17 protein-coding genes are annotated in these 19,791 nt (G+C 65.4%); 14 read left to right on the top strand and 3 right to left on the bottom strand.

Annotated features, from left to right (window positions below; translation table 11 throughout):
• Positions 1–179 precede the first annotated feature (179 nt).
• The 7 genes from ndk (at position 180) to der (ending at position 6,811) form a co-directional block, all read left to right on the top strand.
• Positions 180–605 carry a nucleoside-diphosphate kinase gene (gene ndk, locus ACMZ91_RS06590; RefSeq protein WP_008265389.1) on the top strand — a complete coding sequence of 142 codons (426 nt, stop codon included), beginning with the start codon at positions 180–182 and terminating at the stop codon, positions 603–605.
• Positions 606–615: 10 nt separating this feature from the next.
• Positions 616–1,821 carry a dual-specificity RNA methyltransferase RlmN gene (rlmN, locus tag ACMZ91_RS06585; RefSeq protein WP_005409296.1) on the top strand — a complete coding sequence of 402 codons (1,206 nt, stop codon included), beginning with the start codon at positions 616–618 and terminating at the stop codon, positions 1,819–1,821.
• A complete protein-coding gene (pilW, locus tag ACMZ91_RS06580) occupies positions 1,808–2,593 on the top strand; it encodes a type IV pilus biogenesis/stability protein PilW (protein ID WP_262220586.1) in 786 nt (261 codons plus the stop codon). The genes rlmN and pilW overlap by 14 nt, the downstream gene beginning before the upstream one ends.
• Before the next feature lie 18 nt (positions 2,594–2,611).
• On the top strand, positions 2,612–3,484 hold the full coding sequence (locus ACMZ91_RS06575) for a RodZ domain-containing protein (RefSeq protein WP_197655989.1): 873 nt from the start codon (positions 2,612–2,614) through the stop codon (positions 3,482–3,484).
• Positions 3,485–3,549: 65 nt separating this feature from the next.
• On the top strand, positions 3,550–4,188 hold the full coding sequence (locus ACMZ91_RS06570) for a YfgM family protein (RefSeq protein WP_032130493.1): 639 nt from the start codon (positions 3,550–3,552) through the stop codon (positions 4,186–4,188).
• Positions 4,188–5,396 carry an outer membrane protein assembly factor BamB gene (gene bamB, locus ACMZ91_RS06565; protein ID WP_032130494.1) on the top strand — a complete coding sequence of 403 codons (1,209 nt, stop codon included), beginning with the start codon at positions 4,188–4,190 and terminating at the stop codon, positions 5,394–5,396. The genes ACMZ91_RS06570 and bamB overlap by 1 nt, the downstream gene beginning before the upstream one ends.
• 17 nt (positions 5,397–5,413) lie before the next feature.
• Positions 5,414–6,811: a ribosome biogenesis GTPase Der gene (gene der, locus ACMZ91_RS06560; RefSeq protein ID WP_049453247.1), complete on the top strand. Its 1,398-nt coding sequence runs from the start codon at positions 5,414–5,416 to the stop codon at positions 6,809–6,811.
• A gap of 138 nt (positions 6,812–6,949) precedes the next feature.
• Here the strand turns inward: der and ACMZ91_RS06555 are convergent, their stop codons facing one another.
• The 3 genes from ACMZ91_RS06555 to ACMZ91_RS06545 all read right to left on the bottom strand — a co-directional run bounded on the left by ACMZ91_RS06555 (position 6,950) and on the right by ACMZ91_RS06545 (position 9,353).
• Positions 6,950–7,732 (bottom strand): lysine transporter LysE, encoded by a 783-nt coding sequence (locus ACMZ91_RS06555; RefSeq protein ID WP_414577724.1) that lies wholly within the window; start codon positions 7,730–7,732, stop codon positions 6,950–6,952.
• Positions 7,733–7,827: 95 nt separating this feature from the next.
• Positions 7,828–8,463 (bottom strand): LysE family translocator, encoded by a 636-nt coding sequence (locus tag ACMZ91_RS06550; protein ID WP_049462682.1) that lies wholly within the window; start codon positions 8,461–8,463, stop codon positions 7,828–7,830.
• Positions 8,464–8,537: 74 nt separating this feature from the next.
• Positions 8,538–9,353 (bottom strand): AraC family transcriptional regulator, encoded by an 816-nt coding sequence (locus ACMZ91_RS06545; protein WP_414577721.1) that lies wholly within the window; start codon positions 9,351–9,353, stop codon positions 8,538–8,540.
• 89 nt (positions 9,354–9,442) lie between these two features.
• On the opposite strand from ACMZ91_RS06545, the gene moeB reads away from it, so the two are divergent.
• From moeB to ACMZ91_RS06510, 7 genes are all read left to right on the top strand, one after another.
• Positions 9,443–10,579 (top strand): molybdopterin-synthase adenylyltransferase MoeB, encoded by a 1,137-nt coding sequence (gene moeB / locus ACMZ91_RS06540; RefSeq protein WP_049462684.1) that lies wholly within the window; start codon positions 9,443–9,445, stop codon positions 10,577–10,579.
• Between the two features lie 523 nt (positions 10,580–11,102).
• Positions 11,103–12,935 carry a monovalent cation:proton antiporter-2 (CPA2) family protein gene (locus tag ACMZ91_RS06535; RefSeq protein ID WP_414577719.1) on the top strand — a complete coding sequence of 611 codons (1,833 nt, stop codon included), beginning with the start codon at positions 11,103–11,105 and terminating at the stop codon, positions 12,933–12,935.
• Between the two features lie 168 nt (positions 12,936–13,103).
• Positions 13,104–13,982 carry a bifunctional methylenetetrahydrofolate dehydrogenase/methenyltetrahydrofolate cyclohydrolase FolD gene (gene folD / locus ACMZ91_RS06530; RefSeq protein ID WP_005409307.1) on the top strand — a complete coding sequence of 293 codons (879 nt, stop codon included), beginning with the start codon at positions 13,104–13,106 and terminating at the stop codon, positions 13,980–13,982.
• Positions 13,983–14,492: 510 nt separating this feature from the next.
• Positions 14,493–15,950, top strand: coding sequence for an IMP dehydrogenase (gene guaB / locus ACMZ91_RS06525; RefSeq protein ID WP_005409308.1), 1,458 nt, complete (start codon positions 14,493–14,495; stop codon positions 15,948–15,950).
• Between the two features lie 107 nt (positions 15,951–16,057).
• Positions 16,058–16,534, top strand: a complete 477-nt coding sequence (locus tag ACMZ91_RS06520; protein ID WP_414577728.1) for a hypothetical protein — start codon at positions 16,058–16,060, stop codon at positions 16,532–16,534.
• Positions 16,531–18,096, top strand: a complete 1,566-nt coding sequence (gene guaA, locus ACMZ91_RS06515; RefSeq protein WP_414577717.1) for a glutamine-hydrolyzing GMP synthase — start codon at positions 16,531–16,533, stop codon at positions 18,094–18,096. Before ACMZ91_RS06520 ends, guaA begins: the two co-directional genes overlap by 4 nt.
• Positions 18,097–18,377: 281 nt before the next feature.
• Complete coding sequence (locus ACMZ91_RS06510) at positions 18,378–19,703, top strand: hypothetical protein (RefSeq protein ID WP_414577715.1); 1,326 nt, start codon at positions 18,378–18,380, stop codon at positions 19,701–19,703.
• The last annotated feature ends 88 nt before the right edge of the window (positions 19,704–19,791 follow it).

The raw sequence follows: 19,791 nt of genomic DNA, 5'->3' as shown, positions 1-19,791 counted from the left end.
CGGCAACCGCAGGCAGCCCGTGGGGCGCCAGCCTGCCGGCCAGCGGCCGGCACTACCACGCTGCCGCTTTATCTTTTACAATTCGCCTACGTTTATCAGGCTAAGCCCGCGTCCCGACGCGGGTTTTTTTCATGTTACCCTTCGGGCCATCAGCGGCCCGATTCCATTGGAGACATCCCATGGCGCTGGAGCGCACCCTTTCGATCATCAAGCCGGACGCCGTTGCCAAGAACGTCATCGGCGAAATCTACGCCCGCTTCGAGAAGGCCGGCCTGAAGGTCGTGGCCGCCAAGTACAAGCAGCTGTCGCGCCGTGAAGCCGAAGGCTTCTACGCCGTGCACCGCGAGCGTCCGTTCTTCAACGCGCTGGTCGAGTTCATGATCTCCGGCCCGGTGATGATCCAGGCCCTGGAAGGCGAGAACGCCGTCCTGGCCCACCGCGACCTGCTGGGCGCCACCAACCCGAAGGAAGCCGCTGCGGGCACCATCCGCGCCGACTTCGCCGAATCCATCGATGCCAACGCCGCCCACGGCTCGGACTCGGTCGAGAATGCCGCGATTGAAATCGCCTACTTCTTCGCCGCCACCGAAGTCGTTTCGCGCTGAGAGTAATGCCGTGAACGAGGTCGTACAGTCCCCCGCCATCCAGCCGCTGCCGAAGTCGGCACCCACGGCTGGCAAGCAGAACCTGCTCGACCTCGATCGCGCGGGCCTGGAGAAGTTCTTCGTCGAGGTTCTCGGCGAGAAGAAGTTCCGTGCCCATCAGGTGATGAAGTGGATCCACCATCGCTACGTCACCGACTTCGATGAAATGACCGACCTCGGCAAGGTCCTGCGCGCCAAGCTGCAGGCCCATGCCGAGGTGCTGGTTCCCAACATCGTGTTCGACAAGCCCTCCGCCGACGGCACCCACAAGTGGCTGCTGGCGATGGGCGTGGATGGCAAGAACGCCATCGAGACCGTGTACATCCCGGACAAGACCCGCGGCACGCTGTGCGTGTCCTCGCAGGTCGGTTGCGGCCTGAACTGCACGTTCTGCTCCACCGCCACCCAGGGCTTCAACCGCAACCTGACCACCGCCGAGATCATCGGCCAGGTGTGGGTTGCCGCACGCCACCTGGGCAACGTGCCGCACCAGATGCGCCGCCTCACCAACGTGGTGATGATGGGCATGGGCGAGCCGCTGATGAATTTCGACAACGTCGTGCGCGCCATGAGCGTGATGCGCGACGACCTGGGTTACGGCCTGGCCAACAAGCGCGTGACCCTGTCGACCTCCGGCCTGGTGCCGCAGATCGACCGCCTGTCTGCCGAAAGCGACGTGTCGCTGGCGGTGTCGCTGCATGCGCCGAACGACGCGCTGCGCGAGACGCTGGTGCCGCTCAACAAGAAGTATCCGATCGCCGAGCTGATGGCCTCGTGCGCACGTTACCTGCGCGCCAACAAGCGCCGCGAATCGGTCACCTTCGAATACACCCTGATGAAGGGCATCAACGACAAGCCCGAGCATGCCCGCGAGCTTGCCCGCCTGATGCGCCAGTTCGACAACGCGGTGCAGGCCAAGGATTCGGGCAAGGTCAACCTGATTCCCTTCAACCCGTTCCCAGGTACCCGCTACGAGCGTTCGGAAGAAGCGCACATCCGTGCCTTCCAGAAGATCCTGCTCGACAGCAACGTGCTGACCATGGTCCGCCGCACCCGTGGCGACGACATCGACGCCGCCTGTGGCCAGCTCAAGGGCCAGGTGATGGACCGCACCCGCCGCCAGGCGGAGTTCAACAAGACGCTGCAGGCGGGGAAGGGGAGCGATGCCGCGGCCTGACCGCCTCTGGCTGGCTCTGTTCGCAGGCATGCTGGCCGTTGCGGTCGGCGGCTGCAAATCCCATCCCAAGGCCAAGCTGGGCCCCAGCGAGGCGCCGGTCTACTCGGTCCGTGATCCGGACAGCGTGCGGCGCCAGGTGCGCCTGCAGGACCTGCTGGCCCTGGCCGCCCGCGACATGCAGGTGGGCAACCTCGATGCGGCCGAGCGCAAGGCGCGCGAGGCGCTGAAACTGGCCCCCGAGTCGCCCGATGCGCTGGTGCTGCTGGCCGGCATCGACGAGCGCCGTGGCCGGACCCAGCAGGCTGGCGAGAGCTTCCGCAGGGCTGCCGAGCAGGCGCCGCAGCGCGGGGACATTCTCAACAATTACGGCGCGTGGCTGTGCCAGCAGGGCCGGCCGGCCGAGTCGCTGGTCTGGTTCGATCGTGCGCTGCAGGCGCCGGGCTACGCCACGCCGGCCGAGTCCCAGGCCAATGCCGGGGGCTGTGCGCTGGACGCCGGCCAGTTCGAACGTGCCGAGCGCGACCTGCGTGCGGCGCTGGCAACGCTGCCGGGAAACCCGGTCGCGCTGGAGGCGATGGCCCAGCTCAGCTTCCGCCAGGGCCGCTTCATGGAGGCCCGGGCCTTCGCCGAACGTAGGATTGCGGCTGCACCCGCAACGCGTTCCGTGTTACAACTTGCGTCTCAAATCGAAGCGCGGCTGGGTGATCGGGCGGCATCTGACCGCTATCTTCAGCGCATTCGACAGGAATTTCCGCAGGAAGCGGGCTCCTAACTCCAGGGTTGATGCATTGTGATTGATGACCAGACTGTGAGCGCTCTCGAGACTGCGGCCGGCTGCGGCAGCCGCCTGCGCCAGGCCCGCGAGGCGGCCGGACTGACCCTCGAAGATGTCGGCTCGCGCCTGCGCATGCCGGTCCAGGTGGTCAAGTCGCTGGAAGAGGAACAATGGCAGAAGCTGGGCGCGCCAGTGTTCGTGCGCGGCCAGCTGCGCAGCTACGCGCGCCTGCTGGACGTGGATGTGAGCCAGCTGCTGGAGCAGGCCCAGGTCGGCCCGGTGGTTCCACCCACCCTGGTCAGCCATACCCACACCCCGCGTGCGCGCCGCATTGCCGAGAATCTTGGCCGTCGCGTGCTGTATGTCGGCATCACCGCGGTGCTGGCGGTGCCGGTGTGGTTCGCCACCCGTGGTCATTTTGATGGCAGTGCGACGCCGTCGCCGAACACCGCTTCGCTGGACGCGATCCCGGCCGCTGTGCCGGTGACCCCGTCTGCCGCCGGCGTCGAGCCGGCCGCCGTGGCTGACGTGGCGAGCGCCCCGGCCAGCAAGCCGGCCGCCACCCCGTACGTAGCCTCGCTGGCCCCGGTGCCGCGTTCAGCCCCGGCACCAGCGGCTGCCGCCAACACGCTGGACATGCAGTTCAGCGGCGACAGCTGGGTCGATATCGGCGGCCCGGACGGCGCTACCGTCGAGAAGGCGCTGATCAAGTCCGGCGAGAGCCGCAGCTTCATGCCGGGCCAGGTGACCCGGGTGACCCTCGGCAACGCCTCGGCGGTCCAGGTTCAGCAGAACGGCGCTATCGTCGATCTGACCCCCTACCAGCGAGCCAACGTGGCACGCTTTCAGGTATCCTCTGAAGGCTCCGTAGTCCCGGTTTCGCACTGAGGCGCGGTTTCACCACCTTCGATTAATTCCAATGGTCCCTCCCGATGGGCGGGGCGAGAGTACGCATGGCGATCGACGATCTGCTCGACGAGCACGAACAAAGTGAACGCGTCCGCAGCTGGCTGCGGAAGAATGGCGCCAGCATCCTCGGTGGCGTAGTCATCGCCATCGGTGCCATTGCCGGCTGGCAGTGGTACCAGAAGGATCAGGGCGGCAAGCTGGCCTCGGCCAATGTCGAGTACCAGAAGGCGCTCGTTGGCCTGCAGCAGAACAAGCTCGACGACGCCTCCAAGGCGGTCAAGGCGCTCGAAGCCGGCCCGTCCAGCATCTACGGCGACCTCGCGGCGCTGCAGCTGGCCAAGGCCCAGGTCGACGCCGGCAAGAACGAAGAAGCCCTGGCCACCCTGCGCGGCGTGAAGGTCGAAGGTGACCTGCAGCGGGTGGTCGACCAGCGTGTGGCCCGCCTGCTGGTGGCCACCGGCAAGAGTGACGAGGCGATCAAGCTGCTGGGCAGCGCCACCGACAGCAGCAGCCTGGAAATCCATGGCGACGCGCTGATGGCGCAGGGCAAGCGTGATGACGCCCGAGGCCAGTACGAGAAAGCGCTGAAGTCGCTGGACGTGGCAGCGCCGCAGCGGCGCCTGCTGGAAACCAAGGTTATGGACGCCGGCGGCACCGTTGCCGCCCCTGCGGAGTCGGTTTGATGAGTCAGAAGGTCATGATCACCCGCGTCGCCACCGTGCTCCTGATGGGCATGGCCCTGACCGGCTGCAGCACCGTGAAGGGCTGGTTCGCCGGCAAGGACGCGGCCGCGAAGAAGGCACAGGAACCGGCTGAGCTGGTCAAGTTCGAGCCGACCGTGAAGGTCAACAAGGCCTGGTCGGTCAACCTCGGCAAGGGCGAGCGCCGCATCGGCGTGCGCCAGGGCCCGGCCGTGGCCAACGGCCACGTGTTCGCTGCGGCACTCACCGGTGGCGTGCACGCCATCGACCTGCAGACCGGCAAGAAGGTCTGGACCTGGGAGCCGAAGAAGGAAAAGAAGAAGGCCAAGCTGCGCCTGTCCGGCGGCCCGGGGGTCGGTGAGAACCTGGTCGTGATCGGCACGCTCGATGGCCAGGTCATCGCCCTGGACATCAACGACGGCAGCGAGAAGTGGCGCGCCCGTGTTCCGGGTGAAGTCATCGCCGCGCCGGCCATCGCTCAGGGCGCGGTCTACGTGCGCAGCAATGACGGCCGCATCACCGCATTCGATGCCGGCAACGGCACCCAGAAGTGGTTCAACCCGAGCGAGCTGCCGGCGCTGACCGTGCGTGGCAACGCGCCGGTGGTGACCGGCCCGGGCGTGCTGTTCATCGGCAAGGACGAGGGCGCGGTTGCCGCCCTGGCCCAGCAGGATGGCCGCACCCTGTGGGAACAGAATGTGGGCAACGGTGAAGGCCGTACCGAGCTGGAGCGCATGGCCGATGTCGACGGTGCGCCGGTGCTGGATGGCAATACCCTGTTCGTGAGCAGCTTCAAGAACCAGACGATGGCCATCGAAGGCCCGACCGGTCGCCCGCTGTGGGCGCGCGACCATGGTGGTGCCGGTGGCGTGGCGGTCTCGTCTGGCAATGTGTTCGTCACCGACAACAAGGGCGGCGTGTTCGGCCTGGACAAGGCCAGCGGCGCGGCGATGTGGTCGCAGACCGCACTGGCCCGTCGCTCGCTGACCGGCCCGGCACTGCACGGTGACTACGTCGTGGTCGGCGACTACAAGGGATACGTGCACTGGCTGCAGACCTCCGATGGTGCGATGGCGGCACGGGCAAAGAGCGGCGGTGACGCCCTGCTGGCCCAGCCAATCGTCGTAGACGGGGTGCTGCTGGTGCAGAACGTTGATGGCAAGCTGACCGCCTTCCGGTTGGCAAATTAAAAATTGGAGTAATCGCGATGCTGCCTTTGGTCGCCCTGGTTGGACGGCCGAATGTCGGCAAGTCGACTATTTTCAATGCGCTTACGCGCACCCGTGACGCGCTGGTCCATGACCAGCCCGGCGTCACCCGCGACCGCAACTACGGTGTCTGCCGTCTGGACGAGGACAATCATTTCCTCGTCGTCGACACCGGCGGTATCGCGGAAGAGGAAGAGGGTCTGGCAGGGGCTACCACCCGCCAGGCCCGTGCCGCTGCGGCGGAAGCCGACCTGATCCTGTTCGTGGTCGATGCCCGTGAGGGTACCTCGGCGATGGACGACGAGATCCTGGCCTGGCTGCGCAAGCTGTCGCGCCCGACGCTGCTGCTGATCAACAAGATCGACGGCACCGACGAGGACACCGTGCGTTCGGAGTTCGCCCGTTATGGCTTCGGCGAGATGCTGACCGTGTCGGCTGCGCACCGCCAGGGTCTGGACGACCTGCTGGACGAAGTGGTCCAGCGCCTGCCGGAAGAAGGCAGCGGCGAAGAGCTGGACAACGATCCGAACCGCATCCGCATCGCCTTCGTCGGCCGCCCGAATGTGGGCAAGTCGACGCTGGTCAACCGCATCCTCGGCGAGGAGCGCATGATCGCCTCCGACGTGCCGGGCACCACCCGCGACTCGATCGCGGTGGACCTGGAGCGTGATGGCCGCGAGTACCGCCTGATTGACACCGCCGGCCTGCGCCGTCGTTCGCGCGTGGACGAGGTCGTCGAGAAGTTCTCGGTGGTCAAGACCATGCAGTCGATCGAGCAGTGCCAGGTGGCCGTGCTGATGCTCGACGCCACCGAAGGCGTGACCGACCAGGACGCCACCGTGCTCGGTGCCGTGCTCGATGCCGGCCGCGCGCTGGTGATCGCCATCAACAAGTGGGATGGCCTGACCGAGTACCAGCGCGAGCAGGCCGAAACCATGCTGTCGCTGAAGCTGGGCTTCGTGCCGTGGGCCGAGTCCGTGCGCATCTCGGCCAAGCATGGCTCAGGCCTGCGTGAGCTGTTCCGTGCGGTGCACCGCGCGCACGAATCGGCGAACAAGACCTTCACCACCAGCGAAGTGAACAAGGCGCTGGAAGTGGCGTACGAGACCAACCCGCCGCCGACCATCCGCGGCCATGTCTCCAAGCTGCGTTACGTGCACCCGGCCGGGGCAAACCCGCCGACCTTCATCGTGCACGGCACGCGCCTGAAGGAGCTGCAGGAATCGTACAAGCGCTACCTGGAGAACTTCTTCCGCAAGCGCTTCAAGCTGATCGGCACCCCGGTGAGCTTCATCTTCCGCGAGGGCACCAACCCGTACGAGGGCAAGAAGAACGTCCTCACCGAGCGGCAGGTCAAGGCCAAGCGGCGCTTGATGAAGCACGTCAAGGGCAAGTGATGCAGAAGAAGGCGGCCTGAGGGCCGCCTTTCTTGTTTGTGGTAGTGCCGGCCGCTGGCCGGCAACCCGATGATGCCTGGCGTGTTCACGAGGTTGCCGGCCAGCGGCCGGCACTACCCCCACGTCTACAGATCTCGATCAGGGCGGACTGCTGCGACGAGCGCGGCAATGCGGCAACGCGCATGGGATGCCTCGGCCGCGCCGCGATGTTGAAGCCGGTTGCACCTGGCTTGTGGCGGGGATCGATTCCGGCAGCTGCACCTGCCCCGTGATGCTTGCCCAGACCAGGGTCGTACCCAGTGCACCTGCCAGGTACGCCACCGACACCGCCCCGATCAGCAGGCCCGCGGCATGCTCCAGCCATGGAAGCAATCGGCAACACCCCTGTGCCCGGGGCGGATGGCTGCCGAGCCACGCCATCAGCAGGCCGAGCGACAGCGCGACGCCACTCAGGCCGGCCACGTAAGCGGCCTGGGTGCCCGTGTCGGCAACGAGGCCGGTAACCAGGGCTGCAATCGCGAACTGCAGCATCCAGTTGCTGCTGCTGGCGAGCGCCAGCAGGCATCCTGCTTCGGCGTGCCGCCAACGGGAGCGAGCGCGCAGGCCCCAGGGCATCTGCAGGGAAAGCGGAGAGAACGGGGTCAAGCCTGCGTCGCGCAGGCACATGCCCGCCAGGCGCAGCAGCAGGAGGCAGCCCGCGCACTGCATCGCCAGCGTCCACAGGCCGCGGTTTCCCAGCATGCCCGCTGCAACGAAAGCCGTCGCACAGATGACGCCCGTACCGATGGCGATACCGAACGACGCGGCCATGGCGGCGTGCCCGCCGGCGCCCATCGCGGTGCGCAGGATCTTCGCGTGATGCGAAGCAGGCAGGAGCATGGCGAAGCCGTACAGCACCGCGACGACGAAGAACTGCTGCAACGTAAACCTGCCACTGACCTACAGAAAGTGCAGAGTGTGGGCGGGTGTGAACGCGCGGTATTGAACGCCATTGCGACAGGCGCGAATCGCCGGCATCAGCCGGCCCACAGCGACACGACGATCCATAGCGCCAGTGCGATCATCAGAAGCCCTGCGGCCCGCTCCAGCCAGGGCAGGGCGCGTGCGAACCGACGCAGCACCCACGGGTGGCCGACCAGCGCGGCGACCACCAGATCCCAAAGCAGGACGATGCTGAACATCCACGCGCCATAGAAGAATTTCGTTGCGGCGTTGGCCTGCGGGCCGTTGAGCATTGCCGCCAACGTTGCGTAGAACAGCGCATTCTTCGGGTTCAGTAGCGCAGACAGGGCGCCCAGCCCTGCCGCCTTCCACCATCCATGTGCACCGCCCGCTGGCGATCCGGCGGCAGCTTCAGATGCCTGCAGCGTCGTCGAACCCGCATGGCGCAGGAACAGCGTGCCGAGGTACAGCAGGAAGCCGCAGCCCGCCAACTGCACCGCAATGAATCCTGCGCTGCCCGCGCGCAGCATGGCCATTCCAGTGAAAGCCGCCACGATGAAGACGCCATTTCCGAGGGCGATGCCTGCGCAGGCGCCACTGCCGGTGCGCCAGCCAGAGGTGATCGCAGTGCGCGCAACAAGGAAGAAGTCGGGGCCGGGTGAGAGCAGGGCGAGAAAATGTACGGTGGCGATGACCAGGAACTGTTCCATCGGGTCCGGCGGCGGCTGGCGGGGGCGCCAGTGTGGGGATGCGCCGCGCGATGGTATTGAACGTTATTGCAGGCTCAGCGCCGGTACTGGCCCGGGGTCGCACCGGCGTGGGCCTTGAAGACCCGCTGGAAATGACTCTGGTCGGCAAAGCCCAGTGCATGCGCGACCACGGCCAGTGACTGGCCTTCGCACAACCGTCGGCGGGCCTCCTGGATGCGCTGGTTGATCTGCCAGGCGTGTGGGGTCAGGCCCGTGGCACGTCGGAAGGCGCGGATCAGCTGGTAGCGGCTCATGCCTGCCAGCGATGCGAGCTCCTGCAGGGCCGGGGTGTGTTCGAGCCGCTGGCGCAGAACGTCCATCACCGGCTGCACCCGCTGCTGTAGTGCGGCATCTTCAGGCGGGCCGGCGACGGCTACACCATCGTGTTCATCCAGATCGCCGACGAACGCGATCAGGGCCGCTTCCTTGACGCTGACCGGATCGTCGGAGAACAGCGTCTCGTTGAGCTGGCAGTATTGCTGGTAGCGCGGGCGATGGTGGGAGATCCGGATCGGTTCCTGCTGCCAGTCGGGTCCGGGCAGGCCGTCATACTCGGCGCGGACCTCGGCCATCCAGCGCGCATCCAGATGCAGCATCTGGTAGCTCCAGACCTGGCCGGGCAGGGGGTTGCAGGCATGCACGCGGCCTGCGGGTACGCCGACCAGGCTGCCGGGCTGCAGCAGGCGCGGTCCTTCCGCCGCGCCGGTGAACACGCTGTTGCCGGCGTCCACGGCGCCGATCGAGAAAGTGTCATGGCTGTGCGGGCGATGGCAGGCGCGGCTGTCGCACGCCCGTCGGCTTTCGACGAAGGGCATGCGCGGGTCACGCCAGAATTCGGTGGCAGAGTGCATGCAGCGGTTCCGGGATGCAGGGAGCAACGCCCGCATGGTGCCATGTTCGGGGCAAGGCGCGTCGAGGGTGTCTGCGCGATAATGCGGCCATGAGCATCCAAGAGCTTTCCCCCGCGCAGGCGCGTGAACGCCTGGCCCACGGCGCCGTGCTGATCGATGTGCGCGAGACGCATGAACGGGCCGGGGGCATGGCCGAGGGCGCGCGTGGCGTGGCCAAGGGCGAGCTGCAGGCCGACCCGGCCGCGCATCTGCCGCGGCACGACCAGGAAATCCTGTTGATCTGCCAGAGCGGCAAGCGCTCGGCCGATGCCGCGCAGTTCCTGCTGGAGGCTGGATACACCAATGTGGCTTCCGTGACCGGCGGTACCGTGGCCTGGCGCGAGCAGTCGCTGCCGCTGGTGCAGCCGCTGGCCAGCGCCGCCGACCGCGACTTCTTTGATCGCTACTCGCGCCACCTGCTGCTGCCGCAGGTGGGCGAGGCCGGCCAGCGCCGGCTACAGCAGTCGCGAGTGCTGGTGCTGGGTGCCGGTGGCCTGGGCGCGCCGGCCGGTTTCTATCTGGCCGCGGCCGGGGTAGGGCACTTGCGTTTCGCCGACCACGACCGCGTGGAGCGCAGCAACCTGCATCGGCAGATCGTGCATACCGAAGCCAGCGTCGGCCAGCTCAAGGTCGATTCGGCGCGTGAGCGGCTGCTGGCGCTGAACCCGTCGATCGAGGTCGAGGCGGTGCCGGAGCGGGTCACCTCCGAAAACGTGGATGCGCTGCTGGAGGGCGTGGACGTGGTGCTGGACGGGTCGGACAACTTCCCGCTGCGCTACCTGCTCAACGATGCCTGCATCAAGCACGCCAAGCCGATGGTCTACGCCGCCATTGAGCGCTTTGACGGCCAGGTAAGCGTGTTTGACGCCGGCCGCCAGCGCGGCGTGGCGCCTTGCTACCGCTGCCTGTTCCCGGAGCCGCCGCCGCCGGAGTTTGCGCCGAACTGTTCCGAGGCCGGCGTGCTGGGTGTGCTGCCGGGATTGGCCGGCGTGCTGCAGGCCACCGAGGTGCTGAAGCTGCTGCTGGGCATCGGCGAGCCGCTGGTCGGCCGCCTGCTGCGCTTCGATGCGCTGGGCATGCGCTTCCGCGAGACCGGCATCCGGCCGGACCCGCATTGCCCGGTGTGCGCGCCGGGTGTGCCGTTCCCGGGGTATATCGATTACGCGGCGTTTTGCCGGGGTGGGTGAGGCTGGCCGGGGAATGCCTTGGTAGATGCCGACCTTGGTCGGCGCTCTCGTGCCAACCAAGGTTGGCACCTACCGAAGCGGGTGCATGGTTGGCGCCTACCGAAGCGGGCGCATGGTTGTCAGCTACCGAAGCGGCGCATGGTTTCAGGATCCCGCATCCGGCCGGACCCGCATTGCCCGGTGTGCGCGCCGGGCGTGCCGTTCCCGGGGTATATCGATTACGCCGCGTTTTGCCGGGGCGGGTGAGGCTGGCTGGGGAGTGGATTGGTAGATGCCGACCTTGGTCGGCGCTCTTGTGCCAACCAAGGTTGGCACCTACCGAAGCGGGTGCATGGTTGGCGCCCGCCGATGCGCATGCATGGTTGGCACCCATCGACGCGCATGCATGGTTTCGGGATGATGCTGGGGGTCGCTCCCTGCATCGTTCCACCTCCAAGACAATCCGGCGCAACATGCGTGCTATTGCCGTCATCGGCATTGCTCTATTGTTGAACCCGATTCTGGATCTTGGGGAAAACACCGCATGGCGGTAGAAGCAGCGACCAGCGAGCTGGTCAAGGTCGTGGCCCTGTTGGGCGCGGCGGTGGTGATGGTGCCTTTGTTCCGCCGGGCCGGCCTGGGCTCGGTACTGGGCTACTTCGCCGCCGGCCTGGCGATCGGACCGTTCGGGCTGGGCTGGTTCTCCGACCCGCAGGCGATCCTGCATACCGCCGAGCTCGGCGTGGTGATGTTCCTGTTCGTGATCGGCCTGGAGATGCGGCCCTCGCACCTGTGGAGCCTGCGCAAGGAAATCTTCGGGCTGGGCACGCTGCAGATCGTCACCTGTGCGCTGGTGCTGACCAGCATCGCCAAGCTGTTCGGGTTGCCCTGGCAGGTGGCCTTCATCGGTGCCACCGGTTTCGTGCTCACCTCCACCGCGGTGGTGATGCAGCTGCTGGCCGAGCGCGGTGACATCGCGCTGCCGTCGGGGCAGAAGATCGTCTCCATCCTGCTGTTCGAAGACCTGCTGATCGTGCCGTTGCTGGCGCTGGTGGCCTGGATGGGCCCGAGCGCCGGCAGTGCCGACGGTGAGGGTTCGCGTTGGTTGTCGGTGGCGATCGGTGTCGGTGCCATCGTCGGCCTGGTGCTGGTCGGCCGCTTCCTGCTCAACCCGCTGTTCCGCGTGCTGGCCGAGTCGAAGGCGCGCGAGGTGATGACTGCCGCCGCGCTGCTGGTGGTGCTGGGTGCGGCGCTGCTGATGCAGCTGTCCGGCCTGTCGATGGCGATGGGCGCGTTCCTCGCCGGTGTGCTGCTGAGCGAGTCGACCTTCCGCCATCAGATCGAGGCGGACATCGAGCCGTTCCGCGGCATCCTGCTCGGCCTGTTCTTCCTCAGCGTCGGCATGGCGCTGGACCTGGGCGTGGTGGCTGGCAACTGGCAGCTGATCCTCGGCCTGGTGCTGGCGTTGATGGCGGCCAAGGCGCTGTGCATCTACGTGGTCGCGCGCGTGATGGGCAGCGATCACGCGCAGGCGCTGGATCGTGGTGTGCTGATGGCGCAGGGCGGCGAGTTCGCCTTCGTGTTGTTCTCCGCCGCCGCATCGGCCGGCGTGATCGACCTGGAGATCAATGCCAACTTCACCGCCGTGGTGGTGCTGTCGATGGCGCTGACCCCGCTGGTGGTACTGGTCTACAAGCGCATCGCACCGAAGCCGACGGTGAACATGGACGGTGTGGACGAGGCCGACGGCCTGTCCGGCAGCGTGCTGCTGATCGGCTTCGGTCGCTTCGGCCAGGTTGCCAGCCAGTCGCTGCTGGCGCGCGACGTGGACGTGACCATCATCGACAACGATGTGGAGATGATCCAGAGCGCGGCCCGCTTCGGTTTCAAGATCTACTACGGCGATGGCACACGGCTGGATGTGCTGCATGCCTCCGGCGCGGCCAACGCGCGCGCGATTGCAGTGTGCGTGGACAAGGCCGAGGCCGCCGACCGCATCGTGGAGCTGGTGGCGCATGAATTCCCGCAGGCCAAGTTGATGGTGCGCTCGTTCGACCGCGAGCATTCGCTGCGGCTGATCCATGCCGGCGTCGATTTCCAGATTCGCGAGACCTTTGAATCGGCAGTGCTGTTCGGCCAGGCCGCGCTGGTGGAGCTGGGGGCGGATGAGGATGACGCGATCGAAATCGCCGAGCAGATCCGCCGTCGTGATGCCGAGCGCTTCGAGCTGGAGATTGCCGGCGGTGGCTTGAATGCCGGCGCACGGATGATCTACGGCAACAGCCCGCAGGGCGTACCGACGCCCACGCCGTTCACTGCGCCGAAGCGGGAGAGCAAGACGCTGAACCCGCAGGATGTGCCGGAAGAGGAAGAGTAGCCCCGGTAGTGCCGGCCGCTGGCCGGCAGATACGGGAACGTTCCGACGTCATGAGGTTGCCGGCCAGCGGCCGGCACTACCAGGTGGGGAATTACCCAAGCCGTGGCGGTGGGCGAGGGGGCCTGAATCGGGGACAATAGCGTCCCCGCCGCCCCACGCCCGCTCCCGATGACCGATTCCGCCTCCCAGCTTCCTGCCCGCATCCTTGATGGCCGCCGCATCGCCGAGGACCTGCTCGACAGCCTGAAGGTGCGCGTCGACGCCCGCGTGGCCGCCGGTGGCAGCCGCCCGGGCCTGGCCGTGGTGCTGGTCGGTGGTGACCCGGCCTCGACCGTGTACGTGCGCAACAAGCGCCGTGCCGCCGAGAAGGTCGGCATCGAGGCACATGACTACGACCTGCCGGCCGGTACCACCGAAGCCGAGCTGCTCGACCTGATCGACCAGCTCAACGCCGATCCGAAGATCAACGGCATCCTGATCCAGCTGCCGCTGCCCGGCATCCCCGACGCGCGCCGGCTGATCCAGCGCATCGACCCGCGCAAGGACGTGGACGGCTTCCACCCGGAAAACGTCGGCCACCTGGCCCTGCGCGAGTTCGGCCTGCGCCCGTGCACCCCGCGCGGCATCACCACGCTGCTGGGCCACACCGACCAGCCGGTGCGCGGCCGCAACGCCACCATCGTGGGCGTGAGCAACCACGTCGGCCGCCCGATGGGCCTTGAGCTGCTGATTGCCGGCTGCACCGTGACCAGCTGCCACAAGTTCACCCCCAAGGACGTGCTGGAACAGGCCGTGCGCAACGCCGACATCCTGGTGGTGGCGGTGGGCCGCCCGGGCATCGTGCCGGGCGAGTGGGTGAAGCCGGGCGCGGTGGTGATCGATGTGGGTATCAACCGGTTGGATGACGGCCGGTTGGTGGGTGATGTCGGGTTTGAAGCGGCGGCCCAGCGGGCGAGCTGGATTACCCCGGTGCCGGGCGGCGTCGGCCCGATGACCGTGGCCACGTTGATGCAGAACACCCTGGAAGCCGCGGAAGCGCTGAGCTGACCTGCTGTTGGGGAGATCTGCCGTTGGTGGGTGCCGACCGTTGGTCGGCACAATGCTGGGGCACGCCGGTGACCCGCTCCTGGTAGGTGCCAACCTTGGTTGGCACACATCCATCGGGGCCATCGGCCCATCTGGGGCACCGGTGCCGCACGGATCGTGCCAACCAAAGTTGGCACCTACCAAAGGCAGTTCCAGGACTGGCCCGAGTAATCCTTTTAAGGTGGGTGCCGACCGTTGGTCGGCACAATGCTGGGGCAGGCCGATGACCCGCTCTTAGTAGGTGCCAACCTTGGTTGGCACATCCATCGGGGTCATCGGCCCATCTGGGGTCCAGGTGCCGGACGGGCCGTGCCAACCAAGGTTGGCACCCACCAAAGGCGGTATGCCGCCGGCCCGGCTGGTCCCCCTGAACCAACCACCGCCCGCGCGACACTGCGTCGCATCTACCCCCTGCCACAGGGCGCGAAAAAGGGGTAAAATGTCGCGCTTCCCCACATCTCGGGTATGCCGATGCTGCGCATCCAGGCTGAAGCACTCACTTACGACGACGTCTCGCTCGTCCCCGCCCATTCGACCATCCTGCCCAAGGACGTCAACCTCGAAACGCGGTTGACTCGCGACCTGAAGCTCAAGCTTCCGATCCTGTCCGCAGCCATGGATACCGTCACCGAAGCCCGTCTGGCCATCGCCATGGCACAGCTCGGCGGCATGGGCATCATCCACAAGAATCTCAGCCTGGAACAGCAGGCCGCGGAAGTGGCCAAGGTCAAGAAGTTCGAGGCCGGTGTGATCCGCGACCCGATCACCGTCGGCCCGGAAACCACCATCCGCGACGTGCTGGCCCTGACCCAGGCGCACAACATCTCCGGCGTGCCGGTGGTGGGCAGCGACGGCCTGCTGGCCGGCATCGTGACCCACCGCGACATGCGCTTCGAGACCGAGCTGGACGATCCGGTCCGCCACATCATGACCAAGAAGGATCGCTTGATCACGGTCAAGGAAGGCGCTGCGTCCGACGAAGTGCTGCAGCTGCTGCACCGCAACCGCATCGAAAAGGTGCTGGTGGTCAATGATTCGTTCGAACTGCGTGGCCTGATCACCGTCAAGGACATCCAGAAGAACACCGACTTCCCGAACGCTGCCAAGGATCTGTCGACCCGCCTGCTGGTCGGCGCTGCCGTCGGCGTGGGTGGCGATACCGATCGCCGCGTGGAAGCGCTGGTCGCCGCCGGCGTGGACGTGATCGTGGTCGATACCGCGCACGGCCATTCGCAGGGTGTGCTGGACCGCGTCAGCTGGGTCAAGAAGAACTTCCCGAACGTGCAGGTCATCGGTGGCAACATCTGCACCGGCGAAGCCGCACTGGCGCTGCTGGACAGCGGCGCGGACGCAGTGAAGGTCGGCATCGGCCCGGGCTCGATCTGCACCACCCGCGTCGTCGCCGGCGTCGGCGTGCCGCAGGTCACCGCCATCGACCTGGTGGCCGAAGCGCTGCAGGACCGTATCCCGCTGATCGCCGACGGTGGCATCCGTTACTCGGGCGACATCGGCAAGGCGCTGGCCGCCGGTGCCTCGACCATCATGGTCGGTGGCCTGCTGGCCGGTACCGAGGAATCGCCGGGCGAGACCGAGCTGTACCAGGGCCGTTCGTACAAGAGCTACCGCGGCATGGGTTCGCTGGCTGCCATGGAGAAGGGGTCGAAGGACCGCTACTTCCAGGACGCCGCCACCGCCGACAAGCTGGTGCCGGAAGGCATCGAAGGCCGCGTGCCGTACCGCGGCCCGGTGGGCGGCATCATCCACCAGCTGATGGGCGGCCTGCGCGCCACCATGGGCTACGTGGGCTGCGCCACCATCGAAGACATGCGCAGCAAGCCCAAGTTCGTGAAGATCAGCGGCGCCGGCCAGCGTGAGAGCCACGTCCACGACGTGACGATCACCAAAGAGCCGCCGAACTACCGCGCCTGATGCGCTTGCGAACTGCTCTTGCGATTACGGGCAGCCTGCTGATGGCAGGCTGTTCGTTGTCCGAACCGCCGCCGCGCTCCGGGTCTCCGGGCGCGGCGGTTTCGCAATTGCAGGACGTGCAGGCGTGCCAGAACGCGTTCTCGCTGCCGAAGGGCTGGCAGGTGCAGGCCGCTGGCGAGCAGCGCTGGCTGCTGAAAGGCACCGGCGAGCGCCCGCTGCAGGTCACGCTGCAATGCATTACCGAGCTGCTGCACGGGCCGGATGATCCGGTGCTGACGCCGGTACTGGGCGCGCTGGAGCCCGCACGGATGAGCGTGCGCTGGGCATCCTGGGGCGCTGCGGATTCGGGCGTCTCGATGGCGGCGCTGCAACGGCGCATCGTGCCCGGCACCGAAGTGCAGGAAATTGCCGAGCTGCCGCGCGCTGACCGCTCCAACCCCAACGCACCGCATGGCCTGCTGATGCTGCGCTGGGACGAGGAAGAGACCTCACATATTCAACAACGCGAGGCGTTCATCGCCACGCTGACGCAGAGCCTTGAAGCGCCGGGCGCTGCGAAAAACACCACTGGAACGGCACCATGACCAACATCCATAACGACAAGATCCTCATCCTCGATTTCGGCGCGCAGTACACGCAGCTGATCGCCCGCCGCATCCGCGAGCTGGGCGTCTACTGCGAAATCTGGGCGTGGGACCACAACCCGGCCGAGATCGCCGCGTTTGGCGCCAAGGGCATCATCCTGTCCGGTGGCCCGGAATCGACCACGCTGCCGGGTGCGCCGGCCGCACCGCAGGAAGTGTTCGACAGCGGCCTGCCGATCTTCGGCATCTGCTACGGCATGCAGACCCTGGCCGCGCAGCTGGGCGGCGCTACCGAAGCCGCTGACCAGCGCGAATTCGGCCATGCCGAAGTGAACGTGATCAACCCGGATGCGCTGTTCAAGGGCCTGAGCGACCACGGCGGCGAGCCGAGGCTGAATGTCTGGATGAGCCACGGCGACCACGTCTCCGTTGCACCGCCGGGCTTCACCATCACCGCCACTACCGACCGCATTCCGGTGGCCGCCATGGCCAACGAAGAAAAGCGCTGGTACGGCGTGCAGTTCCACCCAGAAGTGACCCACACCCTGCAGGGCCAGGCGCTGCTGCGCCGCTTCGTGGTGGACGTGTGTGGCTGCCAGACCCTCTGGACCGCCGCCAACATCATTGACGACCAGATCGCCCGCGTGCGCGAACAGGTGGGCGATGACGAAGTGATCCTGGGCCTGTCCGGCGGCGTCGATTCGTCCGTGGTGGCCGCGCTGCTGCACAAGGCCATCGGCGACAAGCTGACCTGCGTGTTCGTGGATACCGGCCTGCTGCGCTGGCAGGAAGGCGACCAGGTGATGGCGATGTTCGCCGAGCACATGGGCGTAAAGGTGGTGCGCGTGAATGCCGCCGACCGCTATTTCGCCGCGCTGGAAGGCGTGAGCGACCCGGAAGCCAAGCGCAAGATCATCGGCAACCTGTTCGTTGAGATCTTCGACGAAGAGTCGAGCAAGCTGAAGAACGCCAAGTGGCTGGCGCAGGGCACCATCTACCCGGACGTGATCGAGTCGGCCGGCAGCAAGACCGGCAAGGCGCACGTGATCAAGAGCCACCACAACGTGGGTGGCCTGCCGGAGCACATGAAGCTGGGCCTGGTGGAGCCGCTGCGCGAGCTGTTCAAGGACGAAGTGCGCCGCCTGGGCGTTGAGCTGGGCCTGCCGCGCACCATGGTCTACCGCCACCCGTTCCCGGGCCCGGGCCTGGGCGTGCGTATCCTGGGCGAAGTGAAGCGCGAATACGCCGAACTGCTGGCCAAGGCCGATGCCATCTTCATTGATGAGCTGCGCAAGGCGGATCTGTACGACAAGACCAGCCAGGCGTTTGCCGTGTTCCTGCCGGTGAAGTCGGTTGGCGTGGTGGGTGATGCGCGGGCTTATGAGTGGGTGATCGCGCTAAGGGCCGTGGAGACGATCGACTTCATGACGGCGCATTGGGCGCATCTGCCGTATGAGTTCCTGGGGACGGTGAGCAACCGGATCATCAATGAGTTGCGGGGGGTGTCGCGGGTTGTGTATGACATCTCGGGGAAGCCGCCGGCTACTATTGAGTGGGAGTGAGTTGAAAGAACGAGGGCGCCGAGAGGCGCCCTTGTTGTTTATGATTGCTGCTAGCTGTGGGATGTGGCATCAATCCATTGATATCCGGGCTTGGAGTTGAGGGATTGGCGAAGGCCGCTGCTCAATCGTTCTAATGCCGGTAATGGCGGTTGAGCACCATTTGACCCTAAGTGGATGTCGAGCAAGCGTAATGTGGGAGGAGCCTTCAGTCGTCCGGCGTGTCAGGATGTGGCTGCTTCAAATGGAGCTCAAGCTGTGAGAAAAAATATGGAGATAAGTAAATGTCGGCAATGATCCCCGGTCCAAACGAGCCAGTGCTACCGGCACTTCCTTCGACTGTTCTACCAGCAATAGCGGCACTCACGGACTCGCTCGGCATCCCACGAGCGGTTTTAGCAAGTGACGAAGAGATCGTCTACGCATGGCGGGATCTTCCGCGTGAGATTCGAGAAATTCCCGACGAACTGCGCGATGCTCTGATAGCGAGGATGTGCGTGGCCGTCAGCGCTGGACTGTTTGATGGCGCAATAAACTATGCATGGAATGCTGCGATCATTCAGTTGAGAAGGAAGGTCCAGAATTTCGGATTTCCTATCGTTTCCCAGATCATGCAGACAGATTTTGAAGAGAAGCACTTGCTTGAACTTCAGGATAGCCGCCTTCTGGATCTTTGCCTGAAACTTAATTTGATCACGGAGGATGGCTTCTTCTTTCTTGATCAATGTCGAAATGTTAGGAATAACTATTCTGCCGCTCATCCGACGATTGGCTCGGTTAACGACAGGGAGTTTGTTACATTCCTTAATCGATGTGTTCGCTATGCGTTGGCGGATACGTCGTCACCGCGCGGCGTGGACATTGGTGCATTTGTAGCGGCTGTCAAGGGGGCTAGATTCACAGAAAATCAGTTGAGTGTCTGGATACAGCGTCTCAAGGAAACGCATGATGCCCAGCGGCAGCTTTTGGTGGGCATGGTCCATGGTGTTTACTGCGATCCGAATTCTTCTGAGCCCTTTAGGCTTAATGCTCTGGATGTTTGCGATAGCCTAAAGTCTACGTTCAATGCGGCGATAAGGTCCGATCTGATCAATCGGCATAGCGAATATGCCGCTAAGGGTGATGAGTCAAGGCATACCGCTTCAGCTCAATTCTTCGAGAAAATTGGTTTGCTCGCTATTCTCAATGAGTCTGAGCAGCATGCCGTATTCTATCGGGCGACTGAGCGCTTGTGGAATGCCCATAATGGGATGAATAATTTTTACAATGAACCGCCTTTTGCTGAGCGGCTTTATGAGATATCTCAGCAGAGCGCGATCCCGGAGACGGTTCAGGAAAACTTTGTTCATGTCATTTGCTGCTGTTATGTAGGTAACGGTTATGGGGTGTCGTGGGCTGCTGCAGAAACCTACGAGAAGCTTATTCAATCATTCTCGCCCAGGGAGGTCGCGACAATGATTAGGTTGGGCGCTTCGAATCAATCGGTACTTGGGCGGCGTATCACTAGTCATGCATCATCTCGAAAACGTTTTAAGGAGGCGTTGAATTTAATCGACGAGGCGACCGTTCCAAGTGGCGTCAAGGCCTCGTACGATCATTTCATCGCTTGATTTGGCGTGATTAACCCCCGCGGTAATCTTAATTACCTTGCGGCCCAGTTTGGCTGAGCCTCCATTGTCATCGATCTTTGCTGGGGTT

It is taken from the genome of Stenotrophomonas sp. FR024, assembly GCF_047500745.2.
Lineage (GTDB): Bacteria > Pseudomonadota > Gammaproteobacteria > Xanthomonadales > Xanthomonadaceae > Stenotrophomonas > Stenotrophomonas maltophilia_A.
This window is presented reverse-complemented; position numbering and strand designations above follow the sequence as displayed.